The sequence below is a fragment of the Ruegeria sp. H6 genome (assembly GCF_056532975.1).
The window spans coordinates 23,313-39,358 of sequence record NZ_JBQFOA010000012.1; the positions used below are offsets into that span (position 1 = coordinate 23,313).

At 55.5% G+C, this 16,046-nt stretch carries 11 protein-coding genes; 8 read left to right on the plus strand and 3 right to left on the minus strand.

Features of this window, described 5'->3' with window-relative positions; genetic code table 11:
- Positions 1-181: 181 nt before the first annotated feature.
- A complete protein-coding gene (locus tag ACR0AG_RS17410) occupies positions 182-3,133 on the minus strand; it encodes an NAD(P)-dependent oxidoreductase (protein ID WP_480841231.1) in 2,952 nt (983 codons plus the stop codon).
- 230 nt (positions 3,134-3,363) lie between these two features.
- Positions 3,364-3,957, minus strand: a complete 594-nt coding sequence (locus ACR0AG_RS17415; RefSeq protein WP_480841233.1) for an HAD family hydrolase — start codon at positions 3,955-3,957, stop codon at positions 3,364-3,366.
- 274 nt (positions 3,958-4,231) lie between these two features.
- Here ACR0AG_RS17415 and ACR0AG_RS17420 point away from each other — a divergent pair, with 274 nt between their 5' ends.
- From ACR0AG_RS17420 to ACR0AG_RS17430, 3 genes are read left to right on the plus strand one after another with little or no spacing between them, the layout of a single operon-like run.
- Positions 4,232-5,257, plus strand: coding sequence for an ABC transporter substrate-binding protein (locus tag ACR0AG_RS17420; protein WP_480841235.1), 1,026 nt, complete (start codon positions 4,232-4,234; stop codon positions 5,255-5,257).
- The gene (locus ACR0AG_RS17425; RefSeq protein WP_480841237.1) at positions 5,258-7,474 is read left to right on the plus strand and encodes an ABC transporter permease; all 2,217 of its coding nucleotides are present in this window, start codon (positions 5,258-5,260) and stop codon (positions 7,472-7,474) included.
- A complete protein-coding gene (locus ACR0AG_RS17430; protein ID WP_480841239.1) occupies positions 7,471-8,541 on the plus strand; it encodes an ABC transporter ATP-binding protein in 1,071 nt (356 codons plus the stop codon). The genes ACR0AG_RS17425 and ACR0AG_RS17430 overlap by 4 nt, the downstream gene beginning before the upstream one ends.
- A gap of 15 nt (positions 8,542-8,556) precedes the next feature.
- On the opposite strand, the gene ACR0AG_RS17435 is transcribed toward ACR0AG_RS17430, so the two are convergent.
- The gene (locus ACR0AG_RS17435; protein ID WP_480841241.1) at positions 8,557-9,348 is read right to left on the minus strand and encodes an inositol monophosphatase family protein; all 792 of its coding nucleotides are present in this window, start codon (positions 9,346-9,348) and stop codon (positions 8,557-8,559) included.
- A gap of 345 nt (positions 9,349-9,693) precedes the next feature.
- Between ACR0AG_RS17435 and ACR0AG_RS17440 the strand changes: the two genes are divergently transcribed.
- From ACR0AG_RS17440 to ACR0AG_RS17460, 5 genes are all read left to right on the plus strand, one after another.
- Entirely contained in the window at positions 9,694-10,818 is a 1,125-nt protein-coding gene (locus ACR0AG_RS17440) for a DUF1036 domain-containing protein (RefSeq protein ID WP_480841243.1), read from the plus strand.
- Between the two features lie 154 nt (positions 10,819-10,972).
- Positions 10,973-11,203: a hypothetical protein gene (locus ACR0AG_RS17445; protein ID WP_480841245.1), complete on the plus strand. Its 231-nt coding sequence runs from the start codon at positions 10,973-10,975 to the stop codon at positions 11,201-11,203.
- Entirely contained in the window at positions 11,140-12,741 is a 1,602-nt protein-coding gene (locus ACR0AG_RS17450) for a hypothetical protein (RefSeq protein WP_480841247.1), read from the plus strand. Before ACR0AG_RS17445 ends, ACR0AG_RS17450 begins: the two co-directional genes overlap by 64 nt.
- Before the next feature lie 156 nt (positions 12,742-12,897).
- Positions 12,898-13,992: a patatin-like phospholipase family protein gene (locus ACR0AG_RS17455; protein ID WP_480841249.1), complete on the plus strand. Its 1,095-nt coding sequence runs from the start codon at positions 12,898-12,900 to the stop codon at positions 13,990-13,992.
- Between the two features lie 147 nt (positions 13,993-14,139).
- Positions 14,140-15,849, plus strand: coding sequence for a RyR domain-containing protein (locus ACR0AG_RS17460; RefSeq protein ID WP_480841251.1), 1,710 nt, complete (start codon positions 14,140-14,142; stop codon positions 15,847-15,849).
- The last annotated feature ends 197 nt before the right edge of the window (positions 15,850-16,046 follow it).

Consider the following 16,046-nt stretch of genomic DNA (forward strand, 5'->3'; position numbering starts at 1 on the left):
AGTTCGTGTTGATCCAGAGCCTATGAAAGCCGACTGAGGGCAAGCCGCAAGGGTCTTTTGCCCCTTTCGATCAGAGACACGGCGCTACAGTCTCATGTTATCAGCCCAGCCAGGTCATTAGAAACGCTTGGTGGCAGTTTCGAACACCTTGGCCGGGCCTGTGATAGTCTGGGTTGACGGCTTAGCTGTACCCGCCGACCAACCCCAGCGCATCAAGGTCGCGCTTGAGCAGGTTGGACGCCAGCGTCAAAGCCTCTCCGTGCTGGTCAATCAACTCTGCCCGACGGCCAGGGTCACGCGTTGTATCGATGGCACCCCAGATTGAAGCCAGGGTTTCAATCGACTGACGCAGACGCGCGACGGTTTCCGGGTCCTGGGCGGCAGCAGCAATATCTGCGCCCGAAACCTTGCCGACGCCCGGAACTGTCTGTGGGCCACCGCTGGTATAACCCTCGGGAAGATCGCCTTTGCAGTTGATCACCTTACGATAGCGGATCGCCGACAGGATCTGATCGACCGCCTGTTTTGCACCTTCGACGCGCGACGTGTGCTCGGTATCCGCAGCCGCGTGTGGCAACAGCTCAAGCTGGCCGGGGAAAGCTTCGATCAGCGGACGGTAGGGGACCATCGGGCCGAACAGGCTGCCATCCTCGTTCACGAACAGATCCGCGTCGATGGCTGCATAACGCACCTTGCCACTGGCCAGAGCGGCGTGCAGCGCATCCGCATCGACAACCTCGCCCCGGTCGTAGTTTACCAGCACCGCCCCGTCATTGAGCGCATTCAGCACCGACGCACCGACCAGACCGGCATTGGCAAATGTACCGTCGCTGCCTTTGGCGCCAAGCCCCGTGTGGGGCGACAGCACATCGGCCCCGGCCGCGGCGTCTTCGGGTGTCGCGGCATAGACAAAGCCTTCGGACTCGATCCATTTGCGGTGTTTTTCCCGGGCGTAGACGGCAACGCTCATGCCAAAGGCCTGAGCCAGCTTCGCGACCTCGCGGCCGATATTACCGTAGCCGATGACACCCATCCGTTTGCCTTCCAGCTTTTCGGTCGGGTAGTCGCGCAGGTGCTTGCCGGTGTCGAAATCGCCTTTGACCACACGGTCATGCATCCCGATCACGTCGAGATCGGGCAGGACCCGCAGCAGGGCTTTCATCGCCGTTTGCGCGGTTGCGCGGCTGTTGAAACTGGGCGTGTTCATCAACGGTGCGGCTCCGCCGGTGCCATCGCCGCCACCCCAGCAGGCGCAGGCCATGTTGCCGGTTCCGGCTCCGATGCGCACGCCGCCTTCGGGGAAGGTGGCGTTTTCCGGGAAGAACGTCGCCGCCGCGATAACGGCGTCGTACTGACCTGCGCAACAGGTTGCGGTCAGCTCTTCATGGGTGGACAGGTCCGGCTGATAGAAAAAGTGCTGACCTGCAGGCAGATCGCTGCCGTCCCAGGCACCCATGCTGAATGTGGCCCCGTGCGCTTCGATATGGGCTTTTACCTCGGACGGGTCGGGCTGGCCGTCAGCGCCGAACTTGAGGCCCACCAAATCGGCGATCAGGATGCGATAGGCGCGATCCGGGTCATCCTGCCGGGTGTTGCCATCCGCAACCGACGAGGCCTCAAAGGTTGTGCCAGCGGCGGCCAGCTCTTCCTCAAGCACCACGATTTTGGCGCGGTGATAGGCGTAAGAGATGTTTTCCAGCAAACGCTCGATATCGCTGGTCTCGCGGATGCCACCGATCCAGGCGCGATAGTCGCCCGGGGTGCCGGGGAATGCGTTGACATACCTCGCCGCGTCAAGGCCGGGCTCGTAGTCGCCATTCGGATGGGTCAGACCCTCATATCCCAACAATTGCTTCGATCTGGCGATAATGCGGGCGTGCAGCGCGGGATCGGTCACATCAGGGTCGTTGATGGCCAAAAGCGTCACCGCGGCGCCGCGTTTGTCGGCATCGGCCACGCCGGGAACCAGCAGATCCTGACCTGCCAGCCAATCGGCAATTCGCTGGCGGTTGGCGGATGAGCGCTCGTTCATCGTTGCCACCGACCCGATCAGACGCTCGACGCGCAACAGGCAATAGGTGGTTTCGGCAAAGGCCAACGACGAGAATGTGTTGATCACCCCGCCGGTCATCTTGTTGGCTTCAGCGTCATAGAACGGCCCCAGACCAACTGTTTTGTCGCCGCTGATCGGTTTCTTTGCATCGGTTGGCACGACCAGTTTCAACTGACGTGCGATGGCCCAGGCCGGGTTCTTCTGATTGTCGTCGATCAGCTGCATCGCCTGCGGCGTAACTGAAAACAGGAAATAGCCGGACACGCCGCCGATTGCCTTTTGGAACGGGGTGAAGATGCAGCATTTCTGCATGAACGCTTCGACGACAGCAGGGTTCCATGGCATGGCCCCCAGCATCGAGGTCGCGTCAATCATCGCATGCCGGTTTTGCGGATCACCGTCGATCCAATCCAGCAGCGACTGAACCTCGGCTTCGGTATAGGTTGTGGCCCCGGTGGTCTCGTGACCAACGCCAACAAAAAGCGTGATGCCCATCGCCGCCAGTTCATCCGCGGACGGGATCGTTCCCTCATCGCCTGCAAACACCACTTTGTCTTCATTGCCGTTGGCCGCGAATTGCTGCAGCTCAAGGATCTGCGTGCCCCAGCTCTGACGGAAAAAGCCGCCGGCCTGTGCCGCTGCGGATTCCGGTTTCGGCGTATCGACAAACACCTTCTGCCCCTCAAGATTGGGGTTCATCAGGTGCATGACCGCGACGGTAAAGCCGCTGTGTCCGCCACCCAGACCAACCGCCATCTTGTTGGCCTTTGGAAAGCCGAAATAGCGGTGAATGTGGTGCATCATGTCCAGCAGGATCGCGTCAGCCGGATATCCCCGGTGCATCGAACGGCCGATCTCGGCTGTGGTGAACGGCCCAAGATCGTTGCCCTGGTCGTCAAGCTTGCGATAGGTCGCTTCCAACCATGCATCGAATTCGAACCGGTTCTGACGACCGTCGGCTTCGTCCCGAATGACATCGGTAATTGGCCCGACCCCGAAAAACGGGTTCACAGTGCGCTTGGGCGCCCCATTCTGCGTTGCATTTACTGACGCTGTGCGCTGCGCTTCCAGATCACTCATCCTCAGGCCTTTCGTCGTTCCAAGTCTTCGATTCGACGGCCACTTGTAGACTCGATGAAAAACCAATGATTAGGATTTACGACAAAACAGCCGCAAACTGCGGCACAGTTGCAGTTAGTGAAGCCGAATTCGGGTGCTTGATCGCAGCATCTGATGACTGGGATCACATTGATACACGCCGAAAATGGTGTAGTTTCCCGGGCCCCTGTCACTGCAGGCCCGATCCGAAATTACGGGCTGAGATACAGGACACTCATCCCCGCTCTTTTGGCGGCCAGAACGCCTTGCTCTGAATCCTCGATGACCAGAATTGTAGATGGCGGGCGGTTCAGCTTTGTGGCCGCCGACAGGAACACATCCGGGGATGGTTTTGGTCGCAGGCCATCAGAGATACTGACGATATGGTCAACGGATCTGACCAACCCCGTCGCCGTCAAAGATGCCGTGGCAATTTCGCCTTCGGCGTTTGTTCCGACGGCGATTGGCAGGCGTGAGCACATCGCGCGGAGCAGGTTCGAAGTTTCGGGGATGGAACGGACAAGGCCCACATGGTCCTTGAACGCCGAGATGCTGTGCAAAACCGCTTGTTCGACATCGAATTCGGGGCCCGCGCTCTGGGCGAATTCGGACAGCAACGACACACGATCCAGCCCCGTTCGCTGGTGGTACCAGTCCTGATCGAAATTTTCCCCCTGTGCCCAGACGGCATCGCGAAACGAATTGAAATGCGCCTGAGAGCTTTCGACCAAAGTTCCGTCGCAGTCGAAGATCAGCGCCTGATACTCATGGTCGGAAACCAATTGTTGCCAAAGAGCGCTGGCCACATTTTGGCTGCCCTGAGTGGTTTGGTGAATGGCGTGCATATTGTCTTCGGAATAGCTGCATCGGGGTGATCGAAACGCAAACCAAATGAAATGCGATCACGGGTGGTGTCAAGATCATACCTGCTTAACCTGCTGATTTCTATTTATTGTTTGCGTCCATGGCGTAACCGATTTTAACTAAGACTGGGGGCAGCGAATCTGTGTGGCATCCGAATTTTGTTGCCAAAATAACAAAGCGGTGTTCAGCTTGCCTAAAATACAAAGGGAGGAATTCATGAAAAAAGTCACTGTCAAACTCGCGGGTTCACTGCTTGCGCTTACGACCTCGGCGGGTGTTTCTTATGCCGATAGTCTCACTCTGTATTGCTCGGCTCAGGAAGATTGGTGCCAGTTGATGGCACGCAGCTTTGAGGACGCGACAGGGATCGATGTCGATATGACGCGCAAATCCTCAGGCGAAACCTTTGCCCAGATTCGCGCCGAATCGTCGAACCCGAAAGGGGATGTCTGGTGGGGTGGCACCGGTGACCCGCACCTGCAAGCGGCCGAAGAAGGGCTGACAATGGAATATGTGTCGCCGATGCGTGACCAGCTTCATGATTGGGCGATCAGCCAGGCCGAAAGCGCGGGGAACAAGACAATCGGAATCTATTCCGGCGCGCTGGGATATGGCTATAACACCGATCTTCTGGCGGCGAACAACCTGCCTGAACCCGCGTGCTGGAAAGACCTTTTGAAGCCCGAATACAAGGGCCACGTCCAGATGGCCAACCCCAACTCATCGGGCACGGCCTATACGACGCTGGCCTCGATGGTGCAGATCTTTGGCGAGGATGACGGTTTCGAATTCATGAAGGGCCTGCATTCCAACATCAACCAGTATACCAAATCTGGTTCTGCACCGATCAAGGCGGCGGGCCGGGGTGAAAACACGATTGGAATCGTGTTCATGCACGACGCGGTGAAGCAGGCGGTTTCCGGCTTTCCGGTGAAGGTCGTGGCACCATGCGAGGGCACAGGCTACGAGATCGGATCGATGTCGATTATCGATGGGGCCCGCAACGAAGACGAGGCCAAGGCCTTTTATGACTGGGCTCTGAGCGCTGAGGCGCAAAACCTTGCCTTGCAAGTGAACGCCTTCCAGGTGCCGTCGAACAAAGGTGCGGAAACCTCGGAAAGCGCGCCCGATATGTCGACCATCAAGCTGATCGACTATGACTTCAAGACTTATGGCTCATCGGATGAGCGTAAGCGCTTGTTGCAGAAATGGGATGAAGAGGTTTCGGTTCTTCCTCAGTAAGTGTCTGATAATAAGGAAATAACGACCTATCCGGTTCTGATCTTCTGGATCGTTGCCGGGTGGGTCGGTTACTTCGTCCTGCCATGGTACATGGTGGACGGAGGTCTCTGGTCATTTCAATGGCTTGTCGATGGCTACCCGTTTGATGAGGATTACGCACCCGCAGCTTTTCTGATCGGGCAGGGCGAGAAGCTGTGGCTGACGCCACTGCTGATCCCTTTGGCCCTGCCTTTGCTTGTTCTCAAGCGGCCCAAGTCTGATCCGCTTTACGCCAAGATACTCATACTGGCGGGCGTACTCGGGTTTGGCTGGCTGATTGCGCAAGGCTTTGGCATCGGTATTCGCGGTTTCAATTTCGACTGGCTCAAGGCCGTTTTTGGAGAACCCAAGATCCGCCAGTTTGGCATGGGCTATGGCGCCATGATATGCGCGTCGGCGTTTTTGTTCCTGCTGACCCAGGGCATTGCCGCGCGTGGCGCGATCAATGGCGACGTTTTTGTGGTCAGCGCGATCGGTGGTGTCATCGCAATTGTCACCGCATTTGTCTTTTTCCCGATTGCCAAAATGCTGTTTTCAGCCTTCGTCACCGAAGACGGGGCCTATTCCGCCACCGTGTTTGCATCAAAGTTCTTCGATGATCGGCTTTGGGGCCTGGGTTGCTTTGCAGGGGCGAAATGCGGCGCGGCGTGGAATTCGTTGTTCCTTGCCATTCTGGTCGGGTTGATCACCACCGCGCTTGGCCTGTGTTTTGCCTTGGTCGTGACCCGGTCGGGGTTCCGGTACAAACGCGCCATCCGCGCGCTGACGGTTTTGCCGATCATTACTCCGCCCTTCGTGATCGGGCTGGCGCTGATCCTGTTGTTCGGCTTGTCCGGTTCGGTGACCGTGTTTCTTGCGGACCTGTTCGGATTGCAGCCGACACGCTGGTTATACGGTATGCCCGGCGTTCTGCTGGCGCAGACTCTGGCCTTCACACCCATCGCGTTTCTTGTCCTGATTGGTGTGGTCGAAGGGGTCTCTCCGTCAATGGAGGAGGCCGCCCAGACATTGCGTGCCAACCGGTGGCAAACATTTCGCACGGTATCCCTTCCGTTGATGCGCCCGGGGCTGGCAAACGCCTTTTTGCTGGGTTTCATCGAGTCGATGGCCGATTTCGGCAATCCGCTGGTTTTGGGCGGAAATTTCGATGTGCTCTCAACCGAAATCTTCTTTGCCATCGTCGGGGCGCAGTACGATCAGGGGCGCGCCGCGGTCCTTGCCATGGTGCTGCTGTTCTTCACCCTGTCGGCCTTTTATGCGCAACGCGCCTGGCTGGGAAAAAAGAGCTATACGACAGTGACCGGCAAAGGCGATGCCGGTGTTCATCCCCTGATGCCGACCGGTTTGTCGGTTCCCGTCATGACCATTGCACTTGGCTGGGCGTTCTTCACCGCCGTTGTTTACGCGATGATCATCTATGGCAGCGTGGTTGAACTGTGGGGTGTCAACAACGCGCTCACATTCAAGCATTACGTGACTGCGTTCAGCGTGCGTTTCGAGGCGGAAGGCATTCGGTGGACCGGCGCTGCCTGGGACAGTTTTTGGACAACAATCACCATTGCCGCAATCGCCGCACCTTTGACGGCTGCGGTGGGGCTTGTCACCGCTTATCTTCTGACCCGGCAGAGTTTTGCGGGCAAGGACGCGTTTGAGTTTGGAACCATGCTCAGCTTTGCCATCCCCGGCACGGTGATCGGCGTTAGCTATATTCTCGCCTTCAACGTCCCCCCGATCGAGATCACCGGGACCGGCGTCATTCTTGTCGTCAGTTTCATCTTCCGAAACATGCCTGTGGGGGTCCGCGCCGGGATCGCATCGATGAGTCAGCTCGACAAGTCGCTGGACGAATCCTCGCTGACCCTTGGTGCGAATTCATGGCAGACATTCAGGCGTGTGATCCTGCCCCTGTTGCGCCCCGCTATTCTTGCCGCCTTGGTGTATAGTTTTGTGCGTGCAATGACTGCGATTTCAGCGGTCATATTCCTAGTTTCTGCCAAATACGACATGGCCACCAGCTATATTATCGGACGGGTTGAGAACAACGATTACGGCTTGGCAATTGCGTATTCGACCACGCTGATCTTCGTTATGCTTGGCGCGGTTGGGTTGCTGCAATTTCTTGTAGGTCGCGTCCAGATCGGACGACGAACACAGCTTTCTACGGAGAAAAAGGCATGAGCGAAGCCACCATCAACTCAAAGGCGGCCCCGGTTCGGTTCGAGAAGGTTTCGAAAATCTTCGGCAAAGACGTGGTTGCTGTGGATGAGATCGATCTGCACGTTGATGCGGGCAAGCTTGTCACCCTCCTGGGCCCTTCAGGCTGCGGCAAGACCACGACTTTGCGAATGATTGCCGGCCTCGAAATGGCCAGTTCGGGTCGCATCCTGATTGGCGACAAGGACGTGACCAAGCTGCCTGCGACAGACCGGGACGTGTCCATGGTTTTCCAGTCCTATGCGTTGTTCCCGCATATGACGGTTCTGGAAAATGTCATGTATGGTTTGACCTTTTCGGGTTTCGGCAAGGACGAGGCACGCAGCAGGGCGCTGGTCGGGTTGGAGCTGGTCGGTCTCAAAGGGTTTGACACCCGATTGCCGTCGGAATTGTCGGGCGGACAGCAGCAACGCGTTGCCGTCGCCCGGGCCCTTGTGCTGGAACCACAGGTTCTTTTGTTTGACGAGCCACTGTCCAACCTTGATGCGAAACTGCGTCGACAGGTGCGCGAGGATATCCGTGCCATTCAGCAGGATCTTGGCCTGACCGTGGTTTATGTGACCCACGATCAGGAAGAGGCATTGGCCGTTTCAGATGAAATCGTGGTAATGCGAAACGCCGCAATCGCGCAAAAGGGCACGCCGCGCGACCTCTATGATGCGCCGAATGACCGGTTTGTGGCCGACTTCATCGGAGAGGCCAATCTGCTGTCCTGCAAGATCACCTCGGTCGAAAGCGATATCGCAACGATCGAGATTGAAGGGTATCAGCACCGGTTGCCGGCGCGTGGGTTGCCAACTGGCGATGCCACCCTGGCCGTCCGCCCCTCGCGCATTATCCTGGGCGAGGATGCAGGTATCCCGGCAACCATATCCAAGGCGACTTATGTCGGTGTGCGAATGGAATACACGCTGAGCGGAGAATTTGGTCAGGTCTTTGCTGTTCAGGACGACGTAGATGATCCGCTGGAACCGGGTGCCTCGGTCAGGATGGCGTTTTCGGCCAAAGGGCCGGTTTTGCTTCCGGACTGATCGCGCGGGCGCAAACTATTCAATCCAGGCAGCGTCAACGATCGACTTTATCTCGGGGAATATGTCAGGTATTCCAACCACCACCCGTCCGCCATTGCGGATCATGTCGTTGGCATCCTGGTCCTCGATGACGCCACCCGCCTCGTGCACCAGCAACTGGCCAGCAAGGCAATCCCAGGCGTTCATATGCTCTTCAACATATCCCAACAGGCGCCCGGCGGCGACATAGGCCAGCGAGAGTGCGCCACTTGCATTCCGGTGATACATTGCACCCCGCTTGATCAGAGCTTCGAGGATCGGGATGACATGTTTGGCCTCCACGCGGTTTGAATAACCGACGGATACGGTTCCGGCATTCAGCGGGACGCCTGTCGCAACAGACATGGGCTTGCCATTTAGCACCGCGCCTTGCCCCCGCACACCCACATAGGTTTCGGCGACATTTGGGTCGTGAATGATACCGATTTCCGTCTTGCCGTTCGAAACGCCTGCTAAAACAATGGTCCAGGCGGGTATGCCGTTGACGAAATTCGTTGTCCCATCGATCGGATCGATCACCCAATCGAACCCGCTGGTGCCGCTATTGGCCCCATGTTCTTCGCCAAAAATCCCATCCTCGGGCCACGCCTTGGAGATCTCCTGCCGAATGAACGTTTCCACATTTCTATCGGCCTCGCTGACCCAGTCCTGCGCGCCTTTGACATCGACAACCAAAGTGTCGCGATCTCGAAAGTACCCCAGAGCCAATTCCCCTGCCGCCTTGCAAATTTCTATGGCGCGTTCTGTTCTATCGCTGGTTCCACTCACATAATTACTCCGCCTCTGACCCGAATAGTCAACTTGGACACTGATGCAGCACCCGAACCCTGCGAAATTGACAGTTCATTTGCTGGAGTACCAGTTCAAATTCTTAGGGTAGGGTATGAGCTGTTTTGACTATCTGTGAAATTTTTTTCTGGTAGTCTTCTTGCTTCTGCCAGAAAAACTATCGCCACTGGGGTCGATTGAGGCTGAGTACTCAGCAGACCGCATGGGGATCCTTAGTAGGCTGTAAACCAACCCCCTCCTGCCTGCCACCTTACGGTTCGCAATATGTTTGCGACGGCACCTCTTGCGGCTTTTCCATTTGCAACAACTCTGCTACCTAAAGGTATGTCAATCCGATTTTTCCCGTTTTTTGCGTCCGTTAGCTCACTTTTTCTATCGTTTCCGGCATTGGCCGTGACAGTGGGTACCGATGATCGAAAGGTATTGCCCGCTGAAGAAATCGACCCTTCTACAGTGGCATTTGTTGTTGGACGTAGGGATGTCGTGACATGCACAGGAACAACCATTGGGCTTGCCCATGTCATCACGGCCGCGCAATGTATTTTCGACTATGAAAGAGGCGTTTTGAAATCCGGAATAACCGTTATTCCCGGCCTTCACACACATGGTGACAAAAGGCTGACTCGACGATTCCACATAAAGCGCGCCTTTGTCCTTAGAGACTTCATTGAAGAGGTGCACTTCCGCGGCTTTTCTACCTATGCTGCGTCAAAAGACATTGCCATCGTGCAAATAAGAGAATTTGAAGGAAACACGCGGTTTTCAGATCTATCCCCCGACATCGATGTCGGTGATGGAACGCAGATCGATTTTGAAGGCCAGGTTTTTCAGGTGATCGGCTATGCCGGGGGTGAAGGCGACATTGAGGGCTCTCAATATTACCAACCGGGCCTATGCCAAGCCCTGGGCAAACGAGACGGTTTGTCGGCCATTTCCCATGATTGCGATACATCTGTTGGCTCTGCCGGTATCGGAATGGTGATAAACAAAAACACCCTTGTTGGCATTCATACCGGGGGGGCCACAGGCGGCGCAGTAAACTCGGCCGCATTGCTGACCACGGATGTATTGGCGGAGATAAAACGGATCATTCGTTTTGAGTATGACGATCTTGATTTGTTTCGGTTGCTCGACTGGTCTGACCCGTCCTATGGGCGATTAAGGTTAAGAAACTCGTGCCGAAAAGATATTCAGGTTGCTTTGCGTTACTATGATACTGACGATCAGTGGATCTCGGATGGATATTATACAATCGCATCGGGAACCGAATATCACTTTCCCAACAAGATCAAAGGCGATCACTTGTTTTACTATGCGATTTCAACCGACGGCCGGTATGGTTGGGAGGGTGCCCACCCTATCGTTGTGCGTGGACGCACCGAGAACGCTAAGCGCCTCGACTTTCCGCAATACCATTCGGATCATAGGCTCAACATATCTTGTGACTGATTGAACTTGCTCAAAAAACGAAGCCGCAAAGAAAAGCTTCAAGACGCGACATAGATGCGCGCATTTTTTGCAACACTTCCCCGTAACTGCATGCTTTCTATTGATTTAATCAATGCACGACCTAAGGTCTTCAAAAAACAGGAAGGTACGGGAAATGCTTGCACTTGGGTTCGGCACCTTGATGGCGTTCATAATTGCTTTTTCGCACAAGAAACGTGGTGAAAAGCTGATGGTCGAAGCAGAAGGAGAATCTTCGACGGATCTGGCAGCGGCCCTTCGCGAGAAGGCCGAGAAAGAAAGCCGGAAGTCAAAATTCTGGTTTTGGTTGTCCGGCATTGCTGCCGTTGCGTGCGTCGGGTTCTTGATTTTGTTCCTCAACATCTAAGCTCAGTTTCTTTGAAGAAGCCATTTTTCATTCGGGAATCTCGTGTTCGGCATTTGGTTTGGGGCCCAGTGTCGGCGCTGGTCGTGTTCATGCTTTTGAATATTATGAGCCTCGTGTTCGAGCTTGATCCCGAACTTGCCACTGATCGCGCGGCATCAAACGTTTTGAATATTGCGGCGACCCTAGTTGTTCTGGCTTCTACTGGCGTCTTTTTTGTCGTTCTCAAAATTTCTCGGCGATTTGCGATCTCCAGTGCAGAAGACGTTCTGTCCTGGGATGTCAGAAAGCCGGTTCTTTACCTGCGGACTTTTGAGGACGATAAGCAATACCTGCGCCGGGATCCGACCGCCGAAATCGCGAAATGGGCCAATCCGGTCCTGGTCGCTTTTCAGGGCATCATCGGCAATGTGCGGTTCGAAGAAAAGCTGCTTGCTGTTTGTGAACAGGTGGGACCGTTTATTGGTCTTGGCCACCCGACAGATCGCAACGAATATTACAGCGGTGCGGCGCGCCTGTCGCCTTTCGGTGATGAATGGAAAGATGTTGTTCTGGACCTGATGGACAAAAGCGCTGTCATCATCATCCGGGCCACATCGAAAGAAGGCGAGGGAATGCTGTGGGAACTCGACCAAATCGCATTTCACAAATTGGCCCCCAAAACCGTCCTTTATATCGAGTTTGACGGTACCGACGATGATGATCTGCGCCGCGCAAGGTATCAGAAATACGCCGACATGATCCGGGCACGCTATGATGTCGATTTGCCGCCTTTCGACCCGCTGAAACGTTTTATTTTTACACCGGTTGGCGGCAAGCCATGGTCCGGGCACAGCCATAGTCTTTCAGAAGTCCTGGCCAACAACGGTCACCCCGCCGAGCGAGGAGACATGTTGCCCCTAGCCAAAAGCGCCGCGCCTGGCGCAAGCTGGCTACGCAGCCCGAAAGTGGACAAAATCGCCGATGCGCAACCCTCAACCACCAAGGCTGTCTTGTTATTCCTCATTAGTATTGCGTTTGGGGCGGCCCTTGGTTTGCTGAACGTAAGCCTTGAAACCACGCTGATAGATTTTTCTTTGGATTGGACGCTGAATAAGGTGCTGGATGGAGACGATGTCAGTGTGGACGCCGTGTTCTTTTTCACACTGGCTGTCACCTCGGTCTTCTTTCCGGCTGCTGTCCTGATCATTGGTGTACTTGTGGGATGGATGGGTGGATGGCTCCGGCTGCCCGGAGCACGCATTTACATCGTTTCCAGCATCGCAGCGTTGGTGGCGTTCTACCAAACTGCTTATGGCGGATTTATCTGGCCGTATTTCACCGCGGGACCCGATTTGCAGGTCCTGGACGAACTTGGAATGCCGGAGTTTCTGTTCTGGTTTGGTACAGTAATGCTGCTTTTTGCTGATCTGTTCGTTTTGCTTCTGGTCACAATTCTTGCCCGGATTTATAGCCTGTCAGCCGCAGAGAGAGACATCTCGGCATCCTGGCAACAGGGCGATGTGTTCCTTGACGAGCCACTTAGCTTTCCAAACACATAGCGTTGGTTCTGCTGCAAAGTTCTTGGTCACATATTTTATTGGCTATCGCGATCAACAGGAATTTGCTGAACAGGCGGGCAAAGGACTTGAGAACACTGTTTGCAGGATTTGGGTCGGCGTCTCAAATCCACGCGGCGGAAAAGGAGCTTCAAGCCGATGACTTCAAAAACCAAGAACATACTCAGTCTTGATGGCGGTGGCGTGCGTGGAATTATCACACTCGCGTTTCTCGAAAGGTTGCAAGCGAAACTCGATACGCAGGGAGCCGGTCGACTATGTGATCATTTTCAGATGATCGGAGGAACCTCAACCGGTTCAATAATAGCTGCCGGCCTTAGCCTGGGCATCAGCCCATCCAAGCTGCTGGAATTTTATACGCATCTGGGGCCGCGCGTGTTCCGCAAGCCTCGATTCCGGCTGATCGGGATGCAATCTGTTTTTGACGCCCGGATGTTGCGCGAAGAGCTGGCCAATATCATCGGTGACAAACGCTTGGACAGTGATGAGATCCTGACAAACCTGGTCATTGTTGCAAAACGGATGGATACCGGTAGCCCATGGATTGTTCATAACAATCCAAACGGGGCATTCTGGAATGATCCGCCAGATGGTAGCTTCATCGGAAACCGCAACTACAGCTTGGCGGAAATCGTCCGCGCGTCGACTGCGGCCCCTTTTTTCTTTCAACCGGAATTGATCGAAATCGCCAAAAGCGAAGCTCCTGGATTGTTTGTCGATGGCGGGGTGTCGCCTCATAACATGCCAGCTATGGCGATGCTGTTGCTGGCAACCGTACCAAACTATGGCTTTGGCTGGGAAACCGGCGCCGAGGCGTTGAACTTTGTGGCCATTGGAACGGGTACATTCAGACAAAGACTGGACCCCGGCAAAATCCGTATGACACCCGCTGCCACTTTGGCGATCTCAGCCGTTTCCAGTGTGATCAACGATTGCGAAGCGTCAAATCTGAGCATCATGCAATCGTTGGGGCGATGCCACCGCGCCTGGCACATCAACAGCGAGTTAGGAGATCTTGCAGGGTTCCAGTTGGGCAAAGAGCCATTGTTCACCTTTTCGCGTTTCAATGTCTCGCTTGAACATGACTGGCTGAACCAAGAACTTGGAATTCGCCTGAGTGACAAGGATCTGGATCTGGTACGCGACTTTACCAACCCCGACGGAATGGCTTTGGCTTACGAGGTTGGCGCAAAGGCCGCCGAGATTCAGATGGGCGATGACTGGACGGTTTAGCCAACAATGCGGCAATCAAGAATTAACCCTTGGCAAGCGTCTGTTCTATAGGCAAAAATTCAAACACAGCGTGGTTGTCGAAGCCGTCGGACAAAAGTCGGAGAGTTTGAAATGAAGGTGTTGATCCGATTGTTGTCTGTGCTTCGCATGGAAAAGACAACGCTGCTAATTCTGCTGGTGGCGCTTGTTACTTTGGTTTCGGGTTTCAGCGGGTGGTACAGCTTTCTCACAACGCCCCCGAACCATTCGCCTTATCCTGTGCAAGAGGCTGTTTACCGCGCGCTTACGGCGTTTACGCTGAACGGCGTTTATGAGACGCCAAACGATTGGAACCACAGTTGGCGGATTTATCTGGCGCGTTGGGGTGGGACCTTCGTCGCTTTCACAGCGGTTTTGCGTGCAGCGGTCCTGTTGTTCAGCAAGCCGATTTCCCGACTGCGCGCCGCGTTGCGAACCGGCCACGCCGCCGTTATCGGTGACGCCCCGTTTGCCCATACATTTACAGCAACCTGGGCCCAGAAGGGACACAAGGTCACCCATCACCGCAGCGACACCGTGGAAAACGGGGATGGCATTCTCACGCAACCTTATAGCAGAGGATTGCTGACAGGCCCGATGAAAGACAGCCTGCGCGGGGCAAACCGCATTCTGGTTGCCGAAGACAGCGATACCGCGACCGCACAAATTGCCCTTACCCTTGCCCAGGAACACAGCGACATTCCGGTCTTTGCTCTTTTCAAGGATCCCTGGATGTCCCGGCATGTCGGACACGCGTTTCAGCTTTCGGACGATCCGGACCGGCAAGGGGATTTGTTGATTGGCATATCTGAAAGCGCGGGCGCGGCACGCGCAGTACTGAGCGCGCATCCGCCCTTTCTGCAGGCGCGCTGCGTGGGAGCCAGGCAAATCCATGCACTGATCGTCGGGTTTGATGGGTTGGGCGCCGCGCTTGTAACGGATATGCTGAATTCAAGTCTTGTAAGCTTTCTGGAGAGGCCGGTTTTTACGGTGATCGAACGTGACGCAGCGCGGCGCAGATCGGCTTTTCTGGCGCGCCATCCCGGGCTGGATGAACACGTTGATATCTTCTTTATCGAAGCGGATGTTGAATGTCTGAGCCCTCAGGACTTTACGGAACTGAAACGCCGCAGCGACGCGGCTCCGATTACCGGTGTGTATATCGCGACAAGCCGTCAGGGCACGCCTATGGCGGACGCGTTGATCCTTGCAGCGGCAGCGCGCCGGGAAAACCTATTTGATGCTCCGATTTTCTTTCGTGCGCCGGATGGGGCAGGACTAAAACCGGTTGCACCCGGAGCGCGCCTGCACGAAAGGCAACTGGTCCCATTTGGCTCGCCGATGGCGGTTATGACAGCGACGGGTGTTCTGGATGCCATGCCGGATAAAGCTGCGCGTACCCATCACGAAGAATATCAGACCTTTATGTCCAAACGCCCGGCGGCCACTCCATGGAACACGCTGCCTGAGCTTTATCGGACTTCAAACCGCCGCGCGATCGAGCATCTGCCGGCGAAATTGGCGAGTGCCGGATTTGATCTGAACCTGAGTGCAGACACGGGTTTGCATTCGATTCCCGCACTTGGCCCTGATGAAAAGCTCTGTGAAACGCCCGAAATAAAAGATCAGCTTGCTCGGTTGGAGCATTTGCGCTGGATGATGGATCGCTGGCTTGATGGCTGGCGGTTCGGTGAAGTTCGTGATGACGCGACATTGCGTCATCCAAACCTGATCGACTATGATGCGCTGACCCCTGAAATTCAATCCTACGATATTCGTCTGGTCGAGTGGCTTGACAGCTTCCTGCCACGCCGATCCGATGGCCTCAAGCGGGGTTAGGACGCCGTAAAAAACCAGCGCGACTATGCGGCAATCATCAGCGACCGCTATGCCGGCCAGGTCAGTTATAATCTGGGGCGTTCCAGACAGAATTAATCAGACATCTTCCCAACGCGTTTTCGATAGGGAAGCCACGATGCCCCTCAGAACGAAATAGATCCTGCCCCGGTATCTGGGACCAGATGATCAAGTCGCAA

Bases quoted from the DNA above. Each gene is read 5' to 3' on its own strand.
- ACR0AG_RS17410 (WP_480841231.1), bottom strand. From the start codon at position 3,133: ATGAGTGATCTGGAAGCGCAGCGCACAGCGTCAGTAAATGCAACGCAG.
- ACR0AG_RS17420 (WP_480841235.1), top strand. From the start codon at position 4,232: ATGAAAAAAGTCACTGTCAAACTCGCGGGTTCACTGCTTGCGCTTACG.
- ACR0AG_RS17430 (WP_480841239.1), top strand. From the start codon at position 7,471: ATGAGCGAAGCCACCATCAACTCAAAGGCGGCCCCGGTTCGGTTCGAG.
- ACR0AG_RS17440 (WP_480841243.1), top strand. From the start codon at position 9,694: ATGTCAATCCGATTTTTCCCGTTTTTTGCGTCCGTTAGCTCACTTTTT.
- ACR0AG_RS17445 (WP_480841245.1), top strand. From the start codon at position 10,973: ATGCTTGCACTTGGGTTCGGCACCTTGATGGCGTTCATAATTGCTTTT.
- ACR0AG_RS17455 (WP_480841249.1), top strand. From the start codon at position 12,898: ATGACTTCAAAAACCAAGAACATACTCAGTCTTGATGGCGGTGGCGTG.
- ACR0AG_RS17460 (WP_480841251.1), top strand. From the start codon at position 14,140: ATGGAAAAGACAACGCTGCTAATTCTGCTGGTGGCGCTTGTTACTTTG.